We start from the raw sequence: 20,611 nt of genomic DNA, 5'->3' as shown, positions 1-20,611 counted from the left end.
CCTGTAAATCCTGTCAAATCAGATGAAAGTCGCTCTGGTGGGTGTGAATCTCCACGGACGAACTGACTCTCGTGGTTCCCTGCCCGTCATGGGCGTCAAAAGCTGTCATCGCGTGGACCAAAGCCGCAACATCCACGGTGCTTCCAGACCATGGTTTTTCGACCGGGGTCAGATCGAAACTGTGGCTGTGACTCTGGTTGACCAAGGCATTTCCGATATCGAGGCGGAAGGTGAAATTCTCGGCACCAGAGCCATCGTGCTGGTGCTCGAAGCTATGGCTCCATGAGAACGACATGCCTCCTTTTGCGAAGAAACCATGACTGTGATGCGACGTGCTGGTCTGGCTTGAATAATCGACCAAGTCCCTCGGAAGCATTTGCACATCAGTCGCGGAGGAACGCCCGCTATCGAATTCGGGCGAAGCGGATACATGAACGGAGCTTGTCGTTCGGACATCGCTTGAACCGCTGTCATAGGTCTTGTTCGACACGACAACGTGTTCGCCGGACGATGATCGGCCTGTTTTCGAGCTCGACCAGCGGTCATCGCCCGAAACATCCCGGTCGCGTGAACAACTGTCTCCGCAATCAGAGACCTCCGTTTTTCGCGCGTCCCAATGACGGTCATGATCTTCGGCGACGATCACGTTCGCCTTTTCCGTGACATGGCTGTCGGTGACGGTGGTGGTTTCTTGATCATCCAGGCTGAACGCAAAGCCATGACCATCGTCATCGAACCAGTGGTCATGATGGTGGTGATGGTGAGGATGACTGTCCGCGATCACGAGGTCGAATTGGTCGACCGCCGTGGCGTTATGCTCGTCGGTTGCGATGATCTTGATATGAATCACGCATTCCTCGCCCTTCGGCGGCGTTCCCGAAAACATCATCGTCGCGGGATCGAATGTCAGCCAGTTCGGAAGCGGATCGCCGTTCGCCAGGACCGCGCGATACGTCAGCGTGTCGTTGGCGTCGAGGTCGGCAAACACACAGGCCGGAATGACATACTCGAACCGGCATCCCTCTTTGGCACGCTGGTCCGGAATGGCATGCTCGACCGTGGGGCTGTCATTCAGACCGTTGATGGTCAGCGTGAGTGTTTCCGGAATCGCCGACGACCCGGGCTGGCTCTCGAAGCCGATGGTATAGATCGCGGCCTCACCCACGCCGAGGAACGCGAACTGGCTTGCGTCGTAGGTCACGACGCCGGTTGCCGGATCGACATGCACGAGACTCGCGAGATTGACGCCCTGAGGCGCCGGCACTGTACTTTCCACTCCTCGCAAGGCACCCGTTCCCGGCACGTAACGTCCGGCTGACTCTCCGATCACCTGCCCGTCGAGCGTGACCGTGACCTGATCGCTGATGGCGAAATTTCGCGCCACCGGTCCCTGTGAGGCCTGAACATCCACCACATTGGCCACCGCAACGGCCCGCACTACAGGCGTTTCCTGCGGATAAAATATCGTCTCGGGCGCTGCCGCGGCCGCCGGAGCGAGCGTCGCGCCCGCAGCAAGTGCCATCAGCGCGGGCACACCGGAGTCGCTTCCCAGCGCGGCGAAACCTCGCGCCGGGTTCGCCAGCGGGTTCACGCTGGACCCGGTGCGGTCACCGCCACCGGCATCCGGATGATAGTTGGGATAGAAAATCTGAAAGACCTGCTGAATAAGGCCCTTCTCGGCTTGAACCTCGGCAAGCGTCTTCAGTTGATCGACAGCCGACACCGGCTGGCCGACGCCAAGAGGCGTGACGACGGTGACAAGTCCTGCCTGCGATACGATTTTAAGAAGGTCGCCGGTTTCCTTGTCGTAAAGATGAAACGCGCCGATCTTGCCATCCGGCTCCCTCAGCACGGAAAATTTGCTCGGCCCGTTGTCCGCCGCGATTTCCACCATAATGGCGGTCCCCCGGATGCCCATGGTGGCGACCGGCGTTTCGACCCGCATGTTGCCGTACTTCGCCGTATGACCGGCGACCAGCGTGATGGTTCCCTGGATCAGACTCATCAGCGATGAATTCGACGATCCGTTGGGATCGTAAGTCATCTCATCGAGAACGATGCGCGCATTGGACGCGAGGCCAAGCGCCGTCCCGTCGACGAAACTGATGCCGAGCGTGGTCTCGGCCCCGGTCTGCACAACGTCGCCCTTGAGCAGCCTGTCGCCCTGCTTCAACTCGACGGGCACGCCGTTCCGCGTAACGACGGCCATCCCGCTGATCTTGGCGACATTGCCGACGGCCGGAACCGCGCCTGCGATCTGATCGGCCTGCGCATACTGAACTCGGGCAGTCATGGCTTCGACGATACGGCCCGAGATGGTCGCGCCTTCGGGCGACATCAGCACCCCGCGCGTTTCGCCCTTGAAATACCCTGGCACGACGAGGACTTCTTCCTGCGAGGAAAGAACAAGATCGAGGCCGTTGCGGGCATAGTGGCCGGAAAACAGTAATTCCGGACTGACAATGGCTACGGCGTCCGCGCCGGAAACGTCTGGCGCGCTGCTGTCTGCAAAGACAAAGCTATCCGCGTTTACAGCCTGAGCGCTGACGCTGGTCATGCCGATAACTCCACTGCTCCCGAACTACATCGTGACGGCCTCGTCTTGCGTCATTGCATGGCGCATGACCTGTTTCGCCTGCACCTTGCCGTTCTTCTGCGGAGCGCGTTCCTGTGTCCCGAGGGCCGCGACCAGCGCCGCGTTGACCTCGGCCATGCGGTTCAGCTTGATCAGAACTCCTGCGAGATCGCTGAAGACTTCCGGCAAATCCGGCTTCAGCCGAAGGACCTCGCGGTAGGCATTCGCTGCCTCGAGGTGCTGATCCAGGGCCTTGCACGATTGCGCCAGACACAGCCATGCCTTGTAGGCATCCGGCCTGATTGTCGTCAGAGTCTTGTAATGGCGCTTCGCGCCGGCATGATCGCCCCTTGTCGTGGAAAGCTGGCCGAGCCGATGAATGGCATCCGCATTCTTGGGCTGAACTTGCAGGACGTCGCGGTATCCGCGTTCAGCCTCGATCAATTTGCCCTGCTGATGGAACTTGGTCGCCTCATCCAGCACATCGGGAATTGTGCGCGGATCGACCTTGCCGCCGAGATTCAACCCGTTCCTTGTCGAGACCACGGTGCAGCGGATCCGCCGCTCCTTCACGCCGAACGAATACTTGTAGGTCTCGTTACCGCGGAGAAAGTCATACTCGGTGATCCCGTTGGCGATGGCATGACGAATGCTGTGCGCATGGAGAATAACGCCCGGCGGCGGGCCATCGAAGGTTTCATCCCGCCCGGTGATGTAGAACAAAAAGGAGCGCTTGCGCATGTCCATGAGCGTGGCGAGCGCCGCGAGCGGACGCTCGCCCTGCCAGAGTGTCGGAAGGTAGAGCAAGCCCGACCGGAAACTTCGGGTCAGCATCGCCCGGTTCGACCGCACCAGCGTATGAACAAGGTCGCCCTTTCTCGGCTTCCACTTGATCTCCCAGAATTGCAACAGCGTATTGAGATCGCGCTCAATGGTCTCGGTCGTCGAAACGGTGATGCGATACTCCTCGGACGCATCCACCATCCGGAGCAATCGCCTGATCTTCTGCCGCGTATTGGTGCTCAATCCTTCGAGATAGCCATCCCAGCTTGGCGGCAGCACCGCAAAGGGACACAGGGCATTATCAATTCCGTCCGTCTTTCCGATGCGGCTGGTCTCGCTTGTCTGAAAGTTCGCTTTGGGAAAATGCGCGAGGAAAAGCCGCATGCGCGGCTCTGAAATGCGGAAGTTCTCAAAATTCAGGCGGGACCAGTTGAGCTGCTTCAAATGACGAACGAATGCCGGAATGGCGAGATGCTCGGCCCCCGGCTCACACAAGAAGCCCGTATAATCCGCCGTGAAGTTGCCCGCCATATTCAGCTCATTGTGAATACGCCCATTGTCTGACTTGGTCTGAATCCGCATCGGCAGAAAGGCGACATAAGGCGCATCCGGCTTGCCTTCCGGTTTCGCGGCGAGGACGAACCACGGACTCGAAATCTGCGTCAGCCAACCGGAAAGCCATTTCCACGATATAAACAACTGGGCATCCGGATCCGCGTCATAGAGCGCATTCCAGTTACTTTCGAGTTTTCCGAAATCGGTTAAGTTACTGATGACATCAACACGCATAATATGGCCTCGCTTGCGAACTAGACCTCTACATCGCGCTAAAACGCACCTCTCAAAACATTTCCTCGAGCAACCTCAACGCTCCCGGAAGGCGCGCAACATGCTGTCGTGGATCGGCTTGACGACATACTGAAAGAACGTCCGCTCTGAAGTCTTGACGTAGACCTCCGCTGGCATGCCGGGCGTCGGGCTAAAGCCATGAATGGCCGCGGCTTCCGCATTGTTTAGCTTCACGCGGATGATGTAGATGTCCGTGGGACCGACCTGCTGAGACTTCCGCTCGTCCGCCAGGGTATCGGCCGAAAGATAGATCACCTCGCCCGAGACCATTGGCGTGATGCGCTGATTGAGCGCCGTCAGGCGCACGGTGGCATGCTGTCCATGCTTGACGCTGTCGATGTCCTGCGGGCGAACGCGCGCCTCAATAATCAGTTCATCCTTGAGGGGCAGGATTTCCATGATGTTCTTGCCGGCCTCGATGACACCGCCTTGCGTGTGGTATCTCAGCTTGACAACAACCCCGCTGACCGGCGCCGTAATGTGAATGCGATCCAGCACGCCCTTGGCCGTGAGCATCCGCTCGCGCACATCGACCAACTCTCCGCGAACCTCGTGCATCTGCTCGACTGCTGTCTTGATCGCGGTTTTCCGCACGCCGTTGATCTGTTCGACGGCCTTGGCAATGCGCTCTTTCGCGTCGCCGATATCGCCCATGATCCGGCCGACCTCGCCCTCCAGATTGGCCTGCGTGCGCTGAAGCACCAAGAGCTCCGGCTTACGGACCAGACCGGTCTGAAGCAGATACTGCTTTGTCTCGACCTCCTCCTGAATGAACGTGATCTGACGGCGGACACCTTCAAGTTGCACCTGCGATCCCTGAATTCTCTCATTAAGCGCATTGATCCCTTCTTTGATTCCCGCGATATCGCTGTTCATGTTGTTGCGGCGCGCGGTGAAGGTGAGCTTCTGGCTCTCGATGATTTCACGCACCTCCTGCTTATCGGCGTCCTTCAGCAGTTCCTCCGGAAAGTTGATTTCGGCATCCTCGCGCATCTCGGATTGCAATCTCGAGTCAATCGCAATCAACCTCGTCCGGCGCAAAAATAGCCGGCGCAGCTCCGCGCTCGCCGTCGTGCTGTCCAGCTCCACGAGAGTCTGTCCCTGCTCGACCTTGTCTCCCTCACGCACATAGATGTTGCGGATAACGCCGCCTTCGAGATGCTGGATGATCTTGTTCTGTCCCGTCGCGACAAACACGCCCGAGGCAACCACAGCACCCGCGATCGGGGCTGTGTTACCCCACACGCCAAATCCCATCACCATGGTGGCCATGACCAGCGCACCGGCAATCGTTGGAAACCGGGTCGACCGGGGCAAGGACTCGTACCAGACGCCCTGACCGGCCGGTGGCTGCGCTTTGGTGTCTTTCTCAGTCATCCTGCACCTCAAATATCGGCGGGCGCCGGCCGGTGCCGGCGTCTCCTGTCACGCGTTCAGCACGGGTGGTCCGTCTCCGCTCGGCTTTCGCCCGGTAATCATCGGGATGATCTCTTCGCGGCTGCCGAATGCCTTGATGGCGCCGTTGTGCAGGATCATGATCTTGTCGACGCTCATCAGCAGCGCTGCCCGCTGGGTGATGGTCACAACGGTAATGCGCTTTTCCTTTGCGCGAACCAGAGCCTTGGCAAGCGCCCGTTCTCCATTTGCGTCGAGATTGGAATTCGGTTCATCGAGAACCATCAGGCGTGGATTGCCGTAAAAGGCACGAGCCAGCCCGATCCGCTGCCGCTGTCCTCCCGACAGCGGACTTCCGTCCATGCCGACGATGGTCTCATAGCCCTGAGCGAAGCTCGATATCATCTCGTGCACGTCGGCGGTCTCTGCCGCGTCGAAAATATCTTCGTCGATTGCATCTTCGCGCATTCGCGCGATGTTCGCCTTGATCGACGCCGGAAACAGTTGAACGTCCTGGGGCAGATAGCCGACGCTCTCGCCAAACTGCCGCGTATCCCAGTTGCGAAGATCCATCATGTCGAGACGCACATTGCCCGCAGTCGGAATGATCGAGCCGACCAGCATGCGCGCGAGCATGGTTTTTCCCGTGCCGGAGTCTCCGACAATGGCCAGCGACTCCCCGGGCTCGAGCTGAAAGCTGATGCCGTTGAGAATGACCTTCTTGGTTGGCGGCGGAACGTAAAGAATCCGCTCCACGCTCAGGTGGCCCTGCGGTCTTGGCAGGCGCAGCCTGTCGAGATTGAGCGGCGAGTTCTGCAGTAGGCTCTTGACCCGTCCGTAGGCCGACCGCGCCTGAACGAATCCGCGCCAGCCTTCGATCGTGCCTTCCATAGGCGCGAGCGCCCGGCTTGCGACGATCGACGCGGCAATGATCATGCCGCTGGTCAACTGGCTTTCGAGAGCCAGCCAGGCCCCCCAGCCAAGGATTGCGATCTGTGTGCACAGGCGCAAAAACTTGGAAACGCCCGTCATCATGATGTTGAGATCCTGCCCGGCGACCTGCGCCTTCAGGGATTCGACTGTCTCATGCCCCCAGACGCGCACGCCTTCGGGAATCATTCCCATCGCGTTGATGACCTGCGCATTGCGCGCCATCGACTCCGCCTGAAGGTTGGCGCGGGTTCCGAATGCGTTGGCTCGCGTGAACGGAACCGCGGTGATCCGCTGGTTGATCAACGCGACCGTCATCAAGCCCAGGCCCGCCGACAGCACGATTAATCCGAGTTGCGGATGGATCAGAAAAACAACTGCGAAATACACCGGAGCGACCGGCGCATCGAACATTGTCAGAAGCACGGGGCCGGTGATGAAGGAGCGCAGATGCTGCAGATCGGCCAGAGTCTGAAACTCGCGGCTCGATCCGTTCTGCGCGGCTTTTGCCGCGGCACTCAGGACAGGACCACCCAGCTTGGCCTCGACCTCGACAGCGATACGCATAAGAATAATGCGCCGCATCATGTCCATCAGGACATGTGCGGCGATTGCGACGATGACAATCATCGACAACATGACAAGGGTGTCGGTACTCCGGCTGGTCATGACCCGGTCCGACATGTTGAACAGGTAGACCGGGATCGCGAGCACAAGAAGATTGACGGCAACCGAGAAGATTCCGACCGTTACAAGGTTGCGCCGCGCGTTGGATAGCCCTTTGCCCAGTACGTCGCGAAATTCGCTCTCGCTTGATCGCTTGTGCAAAGGAGGAGAGCCGCCACCGCCGCCACCTCCTCCTCCACGCTGCGGGGGATCACCGCCTCCGCCTCCCGTCGCGACCGCAGGAACATCAGGTTTCCCGGTCGCCGCAGCGCCGGTGACACTCCGCTCCTCGCCCTGATGATGCGGCGTATCCTTGGACGTTTCCTGCAACAGGGATGTTTCGGACTGTCTGACCGAGCTTTCGGCGGAGCGCAGAACCTGCTGGACCGCGTGAGCAACATTGGCCTGACTTTTCGCCGGCTCTGCCGGGCTCGACGGGACAGGATCAGTGTTATGACTTTCACCGGCCCGCGGCGGAAACGGAACAACCTCGGCACTCTGCAACCTAGCTCCGTCACCATCGGACAACTCTGAAGATCCGGGATCTTCGTCGCCGAACTCGCTGTCGTTGTCGCGCGTCATTCCCCCGGCCTCCACCTGCGTCCCGGTTCAATCCAGTACGCGTTTCCATTCGTTCATGTCAGTGCAGCACGTTTGCGATCGCATCGTCATGTGGCGGCGCGATCACCACCGGTTGAACCGGCAACGCTTCGTTTTGACTTTCCGCTACAAATGCCACCAGTTCTGGAACCAGCGCCTGCGCATCGTGCGTCAGCGCCTGGTCTTTATCGGTCGGTAAAAGATTGGCCTGAACGAGAATGGTGTCGCCGTAGATCTGGCCGTTCACATACGTATTGGTGGCGCCCACATCGACAATCGCGGCATCGTTGGTCAGAAGGTTTTTTCCCGCCATGACCGACTGCGTCTCGGCACCATCGGCATCCCGGGCAAGGGCCGCAGCCGACGGCGGGTCGAGAAATTGCATGACGATGTTGACGTCGGTGATGACGTTGGTCTGCCAGACCGCGTTGATATCGTAGTAGTCCCCTTTGACATAAAGCACGTTGAACTCGCCGCCGGACCCGTCTACGAACCTCCCGTAGGACGGATCGAGAGTCGTGGCGCCGCCGCTGATCGCACTCACCACACTCTCGAGACCTGTATCCATCGGCTGAAAGTTGTCGTCGCCGATGTTCTCGATGGTCGCTTTGTTGGTGAGCTCATTCAGTCCTGACGCTGCGGATTGAGATGTGTCGAGTCCGTTTCCAAACATCTTGATGAAATCGTCGTTCAGCAGGATGTTGTTCTGGAAAATCACGTTCATGCCGTGATATGCGCCGGCGACAATGATCAGGTCATAGTGAATGGACCCGTCGAACAGTTCTGTCAGATTTCCCTCTTCATTTCCGCCGGAATAGAGCTCATAGTGCGTATCGGCACTCTTCTGAACAATGATGTCGTTGTCCGACAGGTAGTTCATCTGCACGATGGTGTTGACGCTGTAGTAGTTTCCTTCCACGACATCGACGCTCCAGTGCGGCCCGGCGAAGGATACTTTCAGATCAGTGTAGATTCCCGGCTGTTGGATAAAATCGGCAATGTTGTCCGTCACATTGCTGCCATCCGAAACCGGAAGCGCGTCGCCGCCGCTCATGGTGATATGGTCACGGTCTATGAGCGAATTGGTCTGGAAGATTGCGTTTGTCTTAAAGTAATCACCCATCACGATCATCGAGCGGCCGGACTCGCTCAGGTCGACGACCAAAGTGGCGTTCCAGCTATCGTTGGCTCCCGTCTCCGCCCACTGCCCCAGACCATTGCCGAAATCAGGCTCAGGCGCGGGTTCGGGGAGTGGCGTCTCGGCCGGCGATTCAGGTGCCGGCGTCTGGAGTTCTCCGTTCAGATAATAACCGGCCTCGACGGAATGCGGTCCCGGCAGGCCCTCCTGAGATACCTGATTTTCATTATAAACTTTGATGAACTCTGTGACGCCGCTTCCATTCTGCGGAATCCACCACTCGCTCGGAATCTGGCCATTGGCCTCGTTCGCCATCTCTTCAACGATAGCCTGGCTATGGTCCGCGATCTGCTCGACATGAGCTACGACAGGCGCGGCATCGCAAACGACGCAATCGCCATTCGGCGTCACCAGCACGATGTCGTCGTCCATCATGAAATTGTGCTGCTTGATGTCCAGCTCGGTCTGCTGGCCGCCCTCCTGATATTGGACCGTGATCTTGAACTCGGTTCCTCCTCCGCCTCCCCCGACACCACGCGGCGCCAGGAGTCTCGGCAACGCATCCGGATCTCCGTAATCGGAGTCTGCCTCCGGCAGGGCCTTGCTCAGGGACCTCAGGGGAAAGAGATGAGGATTCTGAAAGTCTTCAAAGGGCAACAGGGCTGGAACCTTCAGACCCTGCGTCTCGAGGGGATCGAAATCCGGATTTGCTTCATAATTCGGACGGGGGGTCGTGTAATCGTCTTGTGCGCTTTTGAGCCGGTAAGGGTCGTAGTCAATACGATCCCGCGCGGTATCGTTGATGATCTGCAGGTATCCCGCGAAATGCCAAACCACTTCGGTTACGCCGCCGGGCACCATGAGAGCCTCCTGTGTCAGGCTCACGCAAACGACGGCTCCGCGGACTGTCTGCGGCGGGACATCGTTTCATTGCGAGGAACGTCAAGGAAAAACCCGCGCGGCGAGCGCCGCGCGGGGGAATGCTCGGGATCAGCCCAGATTGTGTTCGTCGGACCAGTCGTCGCCGGCGACATTCATCGTGACGCTGTTGAACTGAATGTTCGCACCCTGCGTAATCGTCTGGGTGAAGGCGTCCTGCGTCAGGGCCGCATCGGCACTTGCAATCGCACCCGTCGCGCTGTTGCCCGCGATGTCTTCGATCTTCGAATCCATCTTGACGTCGCCGCCTTCGATCTTGGCATCCATCGAGAAGCCGTGGCCGTCTTCGCCACCCTTGAAGGACACCTTCGCATCGCATACCGAGTCATTGTCGACCAGATTGTTGACCTGATCGAGGTTGAACTGGTTGCCATCGCCGTCGAGCTTCTGGTTCACCACGTCCGGCATAATGACCGAGCCATGCACGTCGCTCAGGCATGACAGATCGATCACCGGGCTGCTGAGGCCGTCGGCGCTGAGGTCGAGGTCGACCTTGACGTCCACATCGACGTTGACCTTGTTGTCGATCGTATTCTCGACCTTGTTCTCGACCTTGTTGTCGAGGCTGTTGTCGACGCTGTTCTCGGTCTTGTTGCTGACCTTGTTGTCGACATCGTTGTCGAGCTTGTTGTCGTTGCTGTTGCTGTTCTTGTTGTCGTTATCATTCTCGTTGTCGTTCTCGCTCTTGGAATCAAGCGACTGAACAGCAAGCTGGGCTTGCGCCTGGCCTTGGCCCTGAAGCTGGCCCTGACCCTGAAGCTGCGCCTGCAAGTTGGCCTGCTTCTGGTCTTGATCCTGATCCTGCTTCTGGTCAGAACTTGGATCTGGCTTCTTCGGCTTGGGTTGATAATGATGACCCATGACGGACTCCCGTTGAGTAAGGAGCATCTCGTCGCCTCGAAAATCGCTGATCTTCTGCGTCTGCGATGATCAATGCGCCACGATGCGGTTGACGCGAACCTTCCGCAATGATTTGCGAAACTCCGCATCGTCAGCCTTGTCCATGTCGCAGTCGGGGAATAGCCGCACATTCGAGCATCGCGCGTAGCCATAAGGCGTTAGCCCGCGAACCGCTTTCCACCTCTTTCGGAAACGGACATACGTCATGCGAGAGACGCGATAATGCTATCGAGTAACTTGACTCGCAGAAAGCGACAGCGATTTGAGATTTACAACCGGATAAATGGCGGGTCCCCGACACGGGATGCATTTACCACGAGCCCGGATGATAGCATGTCCCGCCGCGAAGCCCACGACAAGGAAAGCACCTTCGTGCGTTATCCACCGTTGTCGTGAACTTGAGATCAGCGGTCGTCGACCCGGTCCGCCGCCGGCCTCAGATGGCTCTCAAGCCGCGGCAAAATATCCCAGATGTCGCGGTTGATGCGGGTCATTTCCTTGATGGTCTTGACCATGCCTTTCAGCCGGGCTTCGTCCATCGGCTTCATGTCACCGAACTGAAGGCTGCTCTTTGTCTGCACAATCCGCATCGACTGCGTATGAGTGATCTGCCCGCCGGAATCCACGATATACATGCAATGGTTGAACTCGTTACGGACGTGCGTTGTCTCATTGAATCTGTCGATGATTTTCGACAATGAACGATCGAGGGCCTTGTCCTTGATCATGATTTTCGCCAGCCGCTGGATCAGATCCAGCCGTGCCCTGGTGGTATTGAGTGTCGCGAATGTGAGCGCCGCAGAAGCCTGATCCGTCTTCAGCAGGATCATCAGTACATAGATGAAAAGGCTCTCGTTATTCGACCAGCTCGAGACCAGGTTTCCGATCAGGGCCAGGATCATGGTGCGGCGATCGGCCGTCGCGGGCGCAGACGCGGCCAGCGCCTCAAAATCCGGTTTTGGCGGAAGCTGACTTGCGGCCATGTGTCCGGCTGTCTCCCAAGCTGATCTGGAGCAATGCGCCTCCTCGATGTAAGATCGGGCAGGTTCCCGACTAACACAAGGGCGCCGCGCGGATTTCCTTCGCAGGATCGGCCACAGGGAGCGGCACCATGCTGCGCTGGGTTCTCGATCTTTCCAAAACTCGCAGAGCGCGAAAGGCCGCTTGCGCAGTTATCTCCCCTATGGTCGCTAAAAGCCGCCACCGCCTCGGCGCGATACCCGATGCTGCCTGGGAGAGCCCCTACCTCATCGGCTTCATTGTCATGCTGACCACGATCATCGCCAAGATGGAGACCGGAAACATCGAGGGTCAAGCTCTCTGCCTTGTGCAGACAAGAGCCTGGGAGGACATCACGGGGATCAGCTATCGCCTGATTGGCGAGGATATCCTGCTCCTCAACGCTTCGCACAATCGCGATTTTGAAAACGGCTGCCATAACGCCGCGGGATTTGCGTCTCTGCTGATGGATGGCTCGGCGTTTGGATGGCGACAGCGACAGTTCGATTTGGGCATCAATGCTGCCATTTCCTGGTCGGAGCGAGACGACCTCTCTTCCCTTTGGGAAAGGCTGTTCGACGCACATGTGTTCGATCACAGTGACGCTGTCACAGCAGGAACACCGGAATAGCTGGACTATTCCCGAAGCCAGTTCTTTCGCGGGAACCCGCATCCCGCAACGCAGAAACAGCTTCGATCATCCCAGACTTGCAATAAGCGCAGAGTATCCTAAAGTTCTAAAAAAATTTGAACATGAAATTGGAATGCACACGAACGGAGAAATGCCAAAGAGACAATTTTCAGTAGGGGTGAGTTATGAGTATCACCGGCCATTTGCTTTCATTGCACAAGAAGCGGCCAGCCTCGAATTTCTTTTCTGAGCGAGCATCTCTCCGCAATTTTGCTTCCAGTTTTCTCGAGCGAACTGACGAGATACCCGAGTTATCAATCCAACCACATACTTCTGCGCAACCCGGATTGAAGAAACCCCGCCATCATTCGCATCTTCTATCCGATGAAACGAATCTCGCCAAAGGAAAGCAAGGGCGGATAACTGGCGCAGACAACTCCGGCTCACCTCCGCGCCTCCCCGCGAACAGCCACAGCGCCGCCAGACCGAATGAAGTCACGCGCGTCAACGGCGCCGACAAATCTGATATTGTAGACAAGCCCGGCATTGTCGTTATTCATCCGCGCACATTCTTCAGGGATTGTTTCGTTCGCTGTCTCGAAATCTCCTACAAGAGCCACGACATCATCGCCTTTGCGAATATCTATGCATGGAGGGCTTCGCAGGACGGCACCGCGTTGAACCCCTCGATCATCGTGTTCTTCGTTGACGGGACTGACGCATCGAGCGCAAACGATCTCCAATACCTCGAAACGGCCGCGACAAATACACCGGTCATCATTGTCTCGGATATCGACGATGTGAACTATGTCGTTCGTGCACTCAAGGGTGGCGCGCGCGGCTATATCCCGACGAGCCTGTCGTTCAATGTCGCGGTCGAAGCTGTTCGGCTGGTTGAAGCCGGCGGCACATTTGTCCCCGTGAGTAGTCTCGCAATGGACCGCAGCAAGGAAACATCGGTCAAGACCGGAGATATCCTGACCGAGCGGCAAATGATGGTGGTGGAAGCGCTTTGTCAGGGAATGGCGAACAAGCAGATCGCTTACGAACTCGGGATGAGCGAACACACCGTCAAGGTTCACCTTCGCCATATCATGCGCAAGCTCCGGGCCAGAAACAGAACCGAAGTTGCCGTCCTCACGAAGGACTTCTTCGAGCGACCCCATGAGCAGAAGCGCTCCAATACCGAGGACGGACCCGTCTAGAGGATCTGCCCTTCGGAGCGCGCTTTACCAAGTGTCGATACACGGACGCTTGCGATGCTCGCGCGGCGCAGGCTTGGGCACCGAACGAAGGCCCGCCATGATCCAGGTTCGGGTTTCCGCCGGATCAATCACATTGTCGATCTCAAACACCGACGCGATCGAGACCGCCTTGCCATTGGCGTAAAGCTCCGCGACCTTGTTCTTGTAATAGGTCTCCCGCTCTGCCGGATCGGCAATCGCTTCCATTTCCTTGCGGAAGCCGAGCCGCACGTATCCCTCAAGCCCCATCCCGCCGAACTCGCCAGTCGGCCAGGCCGCCGTGAAGAACGAGGCGTGGAATCCGCCGCCGATCATCGACTGCGCCCCAAGGCCGTAACCCTTGCGCAGCACGATGCCGAACAGTGGCACCGTCATGCTTGCACCGGTCACGAACATGCGTGCGACATGGCGGACGATCGCAGTCTTCTCCGCCTCGGGTCCAACCATGAAGCCCGGCGTGTCACACAGGGACACAATCGGAATATCATAGGCATCGCAAAGCTGCATGAAGCGCGCGGCCTTGTCGCCCGCATTGGCGTCGATGGCGCCGCCGAGATGCTTGGGATTGTTCGCGATCAGGCCGAACGGCTTGCCCTCAATCCGGATAAACGCAGTGATCATGCCGACGCCGAAATCGCGCCGGATTTCGAGGACGGAATCTTCATCGGCGATCAGTTCGATCACCGAACGGATGTCATAGACGCGCAACCGGTTTTCCGGAATCGCGCGGCGCAGCAGGCGCTGGTCCGGGGCCTTCCAGTTCGCAATCGGGCCCTGGAAATAGGAAAGATACTTTTGGGCGGCGGTGGTCGCCTCTTCCTCGTCCTTGACCAGAATGTCGACGACGCCGTTCGGCGATTGGAACGATACCGGCCCGACTTCGGCTGGATGATAGACGCCAAGGCCGCCGCCCTCGATCATCGCGGGACCGCCCATGCCGATGGAGGCATTTTCTGTCGCGATGATGACATCGCAGCAACCGAGCATCGCCGCGTTGCCCGCAAAGCAATAGCCCGAGACGACACCGACCACGGGCACATGTCCGGACAGCCGCGCGAACTGCACGAAGGACGGGCCGTCAAGACCCGTCATGCCGAGCCGATCGGTGTCGCCGGGCCGCCCGCCGCCACCCTCGGCGTAGAACACCAGCGGCATGCGCCATTGCTCGGCGAGCGTCAGCATGCGGTCGATCTTCTTGTGGTTCATATGGCCCTGTGTGCCGGCCAGCACGGTGTAGTCATATGAGATCACCATGCAGCGCGCGTTGTCTTCGCCGACCTTGGCGGCGTTGACTGTCGCGACGCCCGCAACGAGGCCGTCCGCGGGCGTGTTCTTGATGAGGTCATCGACAGGACGGCGGCGGCGCTGGGCGGCAATCGCCAGTGAGCCGTATTCCATGAACGATCCCTCATCGACCAGTTGGGCGATGTTCTCTCGCGCCGTCCGCTGATTGGTCTTGCGGCGGCGATCGACCGACTGCGGCCGGTTTTCATCCAGCGTATTGCCCTGACGCGCCAGCATCTCGGCAAGATCGGGACGGATGTAGTCGAGGTCGATCTCCGCCTCCTCGGTCACCACCTGCTGATCCATCTCCACCGGCTCGATGTAGAGAATGGGCTCGCCCTGCATCAGGGTGGTGCCATCGCTGACCGCGATACGGGTGACCTTGCCGCCCTGCTGCGCTGTGACCAGATGCTCCATCTTCATGGATTCAATGATCGCGAGTTGCTGGCCGGGATGCACGATGTCGCCTTCCGCGACCGGAATCGCAACCACCGTGCCCTGCAAGGGCGCGGCAACCGGCACGGACCCGGCGGGAGCAACGCCCGCACTCTCGTTCCGCGCGGCGGCAGCACCTGCGTCTGCGCTCGCCGAGGTAAAGAACAAAGGTGCCGATGGCTCGCTCGCCGCCGCAACCAGTGCGGCGACATTCGTATCAACAAAGTTCGTGCTGATCTCGTTGGCAATGAAATCCGGATTCGCCAGCATCGCCTGAATGAAAGGGATATTGGTCGCAACACCCTCGATGCGGAATTCGCGCAGTGTGCGCGCGGCTTTCGTTACCACATCCTGCCAGCGCCCAGACGGGGTGTGGACAATCACCTTCGCAAGCAGCGAGTCAAATGCCGCGCTTGTCTTGTAGCCGGCATAACCAAATGTATCGACGCGCACGCCCGGCCCGGACGGCGGCTCGAACACGCCAAGCACACCCCCCGTCGGCTTGGTTGCTCCGCTTGCGTCCATCACTTCCATATTGATGCGCAATTGCATCGCAAAGCCGCGTGGCGATGGCACGGAGGATTGCGCAAGCCCGAGCGAACCCAGCGTCGCCCCCTCGGCGACCGCAAGCTGCGATTTCACCAGATCAACGCCAAGCACTTCTTCCGTGACCGTGTGTTCGACCTGCAGACGCGGATTGGCTTCGATGAAGGCAAATGCACCGTCGCCCTCGCCGGCCTCGCCATCGACCAGAAACTCAAACGTCCCGAGACTGTCATAATTGGCAGCGCCCGCGAGCTGTCGCGCCGCTTCGACAATGCGGGCACGCAGGCTGTCACTCAGGGACGGGCTTGGCGCGACCTCGATCAGCTTCTGGTTACGGCGCTGGATGGTGCATTCACGCTCCCACAGATGGCTGATCGCGCCGTGGCGGTCGCCGATGATCTGCACCTCGATATGGCGTGCCTTGCGGATCAGCCGTTCGACATAAACGCCGTCGCTGCCGAACGCGGCCTTCGCTTCCGATTGGCAGCGCGCATAGGCCGCTTCAAGATCCTCAGCCTTCTCGACCGCGCGCATACCGCGCCCGCCGCCGCCAGCCATGGCCTTGACCATGACCGCGCCGCCCTTGCCAAGTGAGGCAAAGAACGCCTTGGCTTCGTCCAGCGTGGTCGGGCCGACCGTGCCTTCGATCACCGGAACATTGCAGCGTTTCGCCAGCGCCTTCGCCGCGACCTTGTCGCCGAACAGCTCAAGCGCAGCGGGTGATGGCCCGACAAAGACGATGCCTTCCTCGGCGCAGCGCCGCGCCAGCACGGCGTTCTCGCTGAGAAAACCGTAACCAGGATGCAGCGCATCGCATCCACTGGACTTCGCGGCAGTGACCACGCCTTCGATATCGAGATAGGCGCGCGCGCCGCGTCCCGGGATTTCGCAGGCCTTGTCAGCGGCGCGCACATGCAGCGACAGCGCATCATCCGCGGGATAGATCGCGACCGTGGCGATGCCTGCATCCGCGGCAGCGCGCGCAATGCGAATGGCGATCTCGCCGCGGTTGGCGATCAGCAGCTTGCGAAACGACATAACACTCTCCGTCAGGAAACAATATCGGTCCGGCGCGATGCGGGATCGCCGCGCCGGATTGAATTTCAGCGATCACTTCAGGATGCGTTCAGTTCCTGCTTCTTGACCTTGCCGGTCGCGGTCATCGGCAGCGCGTCGATGATCCGCACCTCCGGTACCTTGTAGACAGCCATCCGCTCCGCGCACCATGCGCGAATGTCTTCCGGCTTGATCTTGCCGATCACTTCGGGCTTGAGCTGGATGAACGCCACCGGCACCTGTCCCTTGTCCGGATCGTCGCGCCCGACAACACCGGAGCCAAGCACGGCAGGATGCTGGCCGAGCAGCGCCTCGATTTCCGGCGGAAACACGCTCATGCCTTTCACCTTCAGCATCTCCTTGCGGCGGCCAAGGAAGTGAATGAAACCGTCGGTGTCGATGCACCCGATGTCGCCGGTGCGCAGCCAGCCGTCGACCAGCGACTCCGCTGTCGCTTCCGGCTTGTTCCAATAGCTCTTGAGCAGCGACGGCGTGCGCACGCGGATTTCGCCCTCACCGCCGAGCGGCACAAGTTCACCGGTCTGGAAGTCGGTGATCTTGAATTCAGCACCCGGCACCGGCAGCCCGACAAAGATCGGCTGGGAGATCAGATCGAAGTCACCATCCTGAAAACCGGCGGTGAAGGTGTTGGACGTGTGGGTTTCGGTCATGCCGTAGGCCGCTTCTGTCAGAATCGTTCCCGTGAGATCCTTCCAGCGCTTGCGATAATCCGGATTGAGCTTTTTGACGAATGACACCACGCGCACCTGCGTCAGCGATGACAGGTCGAATTCCTTAAAGCGCGGGTGATCCATCAGCTCGACCGCGCCATCCACCGGCATCGCGGTGATGTTCACCTTGTACTTGTCGATGGCCGCAAGCGTACTCACCGCGTCCCAGCGCGCGAGAAGAACCAGCGTCGCGCCGGTGAACAGCGGGAAGATCAGACCGAAGTTCTCACCGGCGATCCAGAATTCCGGGAAGAACGACAGGAAGATGCTGTCCTCATTGGACACCACCGAAATGCCCTGATTGGCGGCTGCGGTGTAGACCATATCCCGTTGCGTATGAACGCAACCTTTCGGCATGCCGGTCGTACCGCCGGTGTAGTTCAGCGCGGCGACATCATCGAGAGCCGCGGGTGGCAGCGGCGTGGGTGCCGCCATCGCGGCGAGCGCAGGCAGCAGGTCGGTCGCACCCGGAACCGTGACGCGCGCGCCCATGATCGAATCCGGGACAGGAATTGTGGGATTTGCCGGCACAACATCCGCAAAGCTGGTCACGATCACCTCGCGTAGCTTGGTCTCGCCCCTCACCTGCTCGACCGTCGCCGCCAACTGATCGAGCGCGACGATGACTTCGGCATCGGTATCGTTCAGTTCATAGGCGAGTTCAAATGCGCGCGAAAGCGGGCTGACCGGCACATGGACCGCGCCGAGCTTGAGAATGCCGAAGAATACAATGTGGAACTGCGGGCAGTTCGGCAGGAACACCGCAACGCGATCACCCTTGCGCACGCCCTTGGATTGCAGCAGCGCCGCGAAGCGATCGCTCTGCTGGTCGAGATCGGCGTAGGTTGTCACATGGCCGTAGAAGATCACCGCAGGCCGCTGCGGCCGATCCTTCGCCCAGGCGCGCAAGTATTCGGTCAGAGCCACTTCGCCATGCGGGTAATGCGGCTTGCGCGATATGTTCTTCGGCCAGTTCTTGTCCCACAGGGCATGAAGCTGCTTCAGGTAGTCCTTTTCAGTGAGGCCCGTGGCCATGTCCGTCGTCCTTCTTGGTCTTGAATCAAATCTCAGCGGCGCTTCATGGTCGGATCGAGCGCCACGCGCATCGACTCGCCGAGCGTGTTGAACGCCAGCGCGGTGAACAGGATCGCCAGTCCCGGCGGGTACATCTGCTCGGGCGCGATCTCCATGTTCTGATAGGCCCGCGCCAGCATCGCGCCCCAGCTCGGATCCGGCGGCTGAATGCCGAGGCCGAGAAAGCTGAGGCTTGCTTCCGCAAGCAGCGCCGCGGCGAGCAGCAGTGTCACCTGCACGATTACCGGCTGGATCGCATTCGGCAGAACATGCCGCCACAGGATGCGGCCCGTGGACACGCCGAAGCAGCGCGCGGCATCCACATAAAGCTCGTTGCGCACCACCAGCGTACGGGCGCGCACCAGCCGCGCCAGTTGCGGCGCGAATACGATACCGACCGAAATCATGCCGTTGGTGAGACCGATGCCGAGCGCGCCCGTGACCGCAATCGCCAGCACGATGGCCGGAAACGACAGAAAGCTGTCGACCACGCGGCTGATCACTTCGTCGACCCAGCCGCCGAGATAACCCGCCAGCACGCCGATCGGCACGCCGATCGCCACCGCGATCGCGACAGCAAGGAAACTCGCATAGAGCGACGCCATGCCGCCATAGATCAGGCGGCTTAACGTGTCGCGCCCGAGATCGTCAGCGCCCAGCCAGTGTTGCGCTGTCATCGGCGACAAGGCGGCGTCGAGATCCTGCATTGTTGGCGAGTAAGGCGATATCCATGGACCGAGGATCGAGATCACGATGAGCGCCACGAGGAAAGACATGCTCAACGCGCCGCGCAGGTCGTACCGGAACCAGCGCCAGAAACCTGCGAACCAGCTCGGTTTGCGTTCAGCTACGACGACCGTATCCGTCATCTTCAGGAAATCCTCGGATCGAGAACGCTGTAGAGAATGTCCGTGAGCAGATTGAGCGTGACCACGATCAGCACCATCACGAAGACCACGCCCTGCACCACCGGAAAGTCACGGTTCATCGCGGCGTTGACGATCAGGCTCCCCATGCCGGGAATCGCAAACACGGCTTCGACCACGACCGTCGCCGCCAGTAAGCGGTTTGCCAGAAGGCTGACCACCGTCAAAAGATTGACGCTGACGTTCTTCAAACCGTGCCGCCACAGGATCGAGGATGGCGGCAGGCCCTTGGCATGGAGCGTGCGCACCTGCTGGGACGAGAGGATTTCGACCAGCGACGAGCGCAGTTGCCGCGCGACTTCCGCGATGCCGCCGGACGCCAGCGCCAGCGCCGGCAGAAGCGCATGACGCAACGCCCCCAACGGGTCTTGCGACAGGGCCACGGCGCCCGTGGCCGGGAGCCAGTTCAAGTCGAGCGCGAAGAACGCCACCAGCAGCATACCGAGCCAGAAATTCGGCACCGCGACGCCGAGCGACGCGACAGCCATGACAAAGCTGTCGATCCACGAACCGGGCCTGCTTGCCGCCGCGATCCCGAGCGGGATTCCGATCAGCAGCGCAAGGACAAGAGCAAGCGCAACAATCAGCAAGGTGTGCGGCAGGCATCGCTGGATCGAAGTGAGGACCGCCTCGCTTGAAATCAGCGAATTTGAAAGATCGCCGTGCGCGGCCTTCCAGAGCCACGCGCCGTATTGAACGAAGAATGGCCGGTCGAGACCGTAGATCTCCCGGATTTCCGTGATCCGCTGCTCGGAGGCATTGTCACCTGCCAGCGTCACGGCGACATCGCCGGGCACCAGCTTGAGCAGGCCGAAAACAATGAAGGTCGAGAGCACGACCACCGGCAACGTCTGCAGGAGACGGCGGCCGATAATACTGAGCTTTGCGGCGGTGATCATGACAAACCGGT

13 protein-coding genes are annotated in these 20,611 nt (G+C 59.6%); 2 read left to right on the top strand and 11 right to left on the bottom strand.

Annotated elements, in window-relative coordinates:
* Positions 1-13 precede the first annotated feature (13 nt).
* The 7 genes from HMPREF9696_RS01890 to HMPREF9696_RS01860 all read right to left on the bottom strand — a co-directional run bounded on the left by HMPREF9696_RS01890 (position 14) and on the right by HMPREF9696_RS01860 (position 11,758).
* Positions 14-2,557: a putative Ig domain-containing protein gene (locus HMPREF9696_RS01890; RefSeq protein WP_002711249.1), complete on the bottom strand. Its 2,544-nt coding sequence runs from the start codon at positions 2,555-2,557 to the stop codon at positions 14-16.
* A 24-nt stretch (positions 2,558-2,581) separates the two neighbouring features.
* Entirely contained in the window at positions 2,582-4,147 is a 1,566-nt protein-coding gene (locus HMPREF9696_RS01885) for a GNAT family N-acetyltransferase (protein ID WP_002711248.1), read from the bottom strand.
* A 75-nt stretch (positions 4,148-4,222) separates the two neighbouring features.
* Positions 4,223-5,584: an HlyD family type I secretion periplasmic adaptor subunit gene (locus tag HMPREF9696_RS01880; protein WP_002711247.1), complete on the bottom strand. Its 1,362-nt coding sequence runs from the start codon at positions 5,582-5,584 to the stop codon at positions 4,223-4,225.
* Positions 5,585-5,632: 48 nt separating this feature from the next.
* On the bottom strand, positions 5,633-7,780 hold the full coding sequence (locus tag HMPREF9696_RS01875) for a type I secretion system permease/ATPase (RefSeq protein WP_002711246.1): 2,148 nt from the start codon (positions 7,778-7,780) through the stop codon (positions 5,633-5,635).
* Between the two features lie 58 nt (positions 7,781-7,838).
* Positions 7,839-9,797, bottom strand: a complete 1,959-nt coding sequence (locus HMPREF9696_RS01870; protein WP_002711245.1) for a hypothetical protein — start codon at positions 9,795-9,797, stop codon at positions 7,839-7,841.
* A 129-nt stretch (positions 9,798-9,926) separates the two neighbouring features.
* Positions 9,927-10,736, bottom strand: coding sequence for a hypothetical protein (locus HMPREF9696_RS01865; protein ID WP_002711244.1), 810 nt, complete (start codon positions 10,734-10,736; stop codon positions 9,927-9,929).
* Positions 10,737-11,179: 443 nt separating this feature from the next.
* Positions 11,180-11,758 (bottom strand): hypothetical protein, encoded by a 579-nt coding sequence (locus HMPREF9696_RS01860; RefSeq protein ID WP_002711243.1) that lies wholly within the window; start codon positions 11,756-11,758, stop codon positions 11,180-11,182.
* Between the two features lie 128 nt (positions 11,759-11,886).
* On the opposite strand from HMPREF9696_RS01860, the gene HMPREF9696_RS01855 reads away from it, so the two are divergent.
* Together HMPREF9696_RS01855 and HMPREF9696_RS01850 are read left to right on the top strand one after the other, a co-directional pair.
* Positions 11,887-12,405 (top strand): hypothetical protein, encoded by a 519-nt coding sequence (locus HMPREF9696_RS01855; protein WP_002711242.1) that lies wholly within the window; start codon positions 11,887-11,889, stop codon positions 12,403-12,405.
* Between the two features lie 185 nt (positions 12,406-12,590).
* A complete protein-coding gene (locus tag HMPREF9696_RS01850) occupies positions 12,591-13,610 on the top strand; it encodes a LuxR C-terminal-related transcriptional regulator (RefSeq protein ID WP_002711241.1) in 1,020 nt (339 codons plus the stop codon).
* A gap of 24 nt (positions 13,611-13,634) precedes the next feature.
* Here HMPREF9696_RS01850 and HMPREF9696_RS01845 read toward each other — a convergent pair whose 3' ends face one another.
* The 4 genes from HMPREF9696_RS01845 to HMPREF9696_RS01830 form a co-directional block, all read right to left on the bottom strand.
* Positions 13,635-16,952, bottom strand: a complete 3,318-nt coding sequence (locus HMPREF9696_RS01845) for a carboxyl transferase domain-containing protein (RefSeq protein ID WP_002711240.1) — start codon at positions 16,950-16,952, stop codon at positions 13,635-13,637.
* Positions 16,953-17,029: 77 nt separating this feature from the next.
* Positions 17,030-18,736 carry an AMP-binding protein gene (locus tag HMPREF9696_RS01840; RefSeq protein ID WP_002711239.1) on the bottom strand — a complete coding sequence of 569 codons (1,707 nt, stop codon included), beginning with the start codon at positions 18,734-18,736 and terminating at the stop codon, positions 17,030-17,032.
* Positions 18,737-18,768: 32 nt separating this feature from the next.
* Positions 18,769-19,644, bottom strand: coding sequence for an ABC transporter permease (locus tag HMPREF9696_RS01835; protein WP_002711238.1), 876 nt, complete (start codon positions 19,642-19,644; stop codon positions 18,769-18,771).
* A 2-nt stretch (positions 19,645-19,646) separates the two neighbouring features.
* Positions 19,647-20,600: an ABC transporter permease gene (locus HMPREF9696_RS01830; RefSeq protein WP_002711237.1), complete on the bottom strand. Its 954-nt coding sequence runs from the start codon at positions 20,598-20,600 to the stop codon at positions 19,647-19,649.
* Positions 20,601-20,611 lie beyond the last annotated feature (11 nt).

It is taken from the genome of Afipia clevelandensis ATCC 49720, assembly GCF_000336555.1.
Taxonomy (GTDB): Bacteria; Pseudomonadota; Alphaproteobacteria; order Rhizobiales; family Xanthobacteraceae; genus Afipia; species Afipia clevelandensis.
The sequence above is the reverse complement of the archived record's forward strand: the minus strand, read 5'-3'. Positions and strand labels throughout refer to the sequence as shown.

Coding starts and splice junctions, on each gene's coding strand:
- HMPREF9696_RS01890 (WP_002711249.1), bottom strand. CDS start 2,557: ATGACCAGCGTCAGCGCTCAGGCTGTAAACGCGGATAGCTTTGTCTTT.
- HMPREF9696_RS01885 (WP_002711248.1), bottom strand. CDS start 4,147: ATGCGTGTTGATGTCATCAGTAACTTAACCGATTTCGGAAAACTCGAA.
- HMPREF9696_RS01880 (WP_002711247.1), bottom strand. CDS start 5,584: ATGACTGAGAAAGACACCAAAGCGCAGCCACCGGCCGGTCAGGGCGTC.
- HMPREF9696_RS01875 (WP_002711246.1), bottom strand. CDS start 7,780: ATGACGCGCGACAACGACAGCGAGTTCGGCGACGAAGATCCCGGATCT.
- HMPREF9696_RS01870 (WP_002711245.1), bottom strand. CDS start 9,797: ATGGTGCCCGGCGGCGTAACCGAAGTGGTTTGGCATTTCGCGGGATAC.
- HMPREF9696_RS01865 (WP_002711244.1), bottom strand. CDS start 10,736: ATGGGTCATCATTATCAACCCAAGCCGAAGAAGCCAGATCCAAGTTCT.
- HMPREF9696_RS01860 (WP_002711243.1), bottom strand. CDS start 11,758: ATGGCCGCAAGTCAGCTTCCGCCAAAACCGGATTTTGAGGCGCTGGCC.
- HMPREF9696_RS01855 (WP_002711242.1), top strand. CDS start 11,887: ATGCTGCGCTGGGTTCTCGATCTTTCCAAAACTCGCAGAGCGCGAAAG.
- HMPREF9696_RS01850 (WP_002711241.1), top strand. CDS start 12,591: ATGAGTATCACCGGCCATTTGCTTTCATTGCACAAGAAGCGGCCAGCC.
- HMPREF9696_RS01845 (WP_002711240.1), bottom strand. CDS start 16,952: ATGTCGTTTCGCAAGCTGCTGATCGCCAACCGCGGCGAGATCGCCATT.
- HMPREF9696_RS01840 (WP_002711239.1), bottom strand. CDS start 18,736: ATGGCCACGGGCCTCACTGAAAAGGACTACCTGAAGCAGCTTCATGCC.
- HMPREF9696_RS01835 (WP_002711238.1), bottom strand. CDS start 19,644: ATGACGGATACGGTCGTCGTAGCTGAACGCAAACCGAGCTGGTTCGCA.
- HMPREF9696_RS01830 (WP_002711237.1), bottom strand. CDS start 20,600: ATGATCACCGCCGCAAAGCTCAGTATTATCGGCCGCCGTCTCCTGCAG.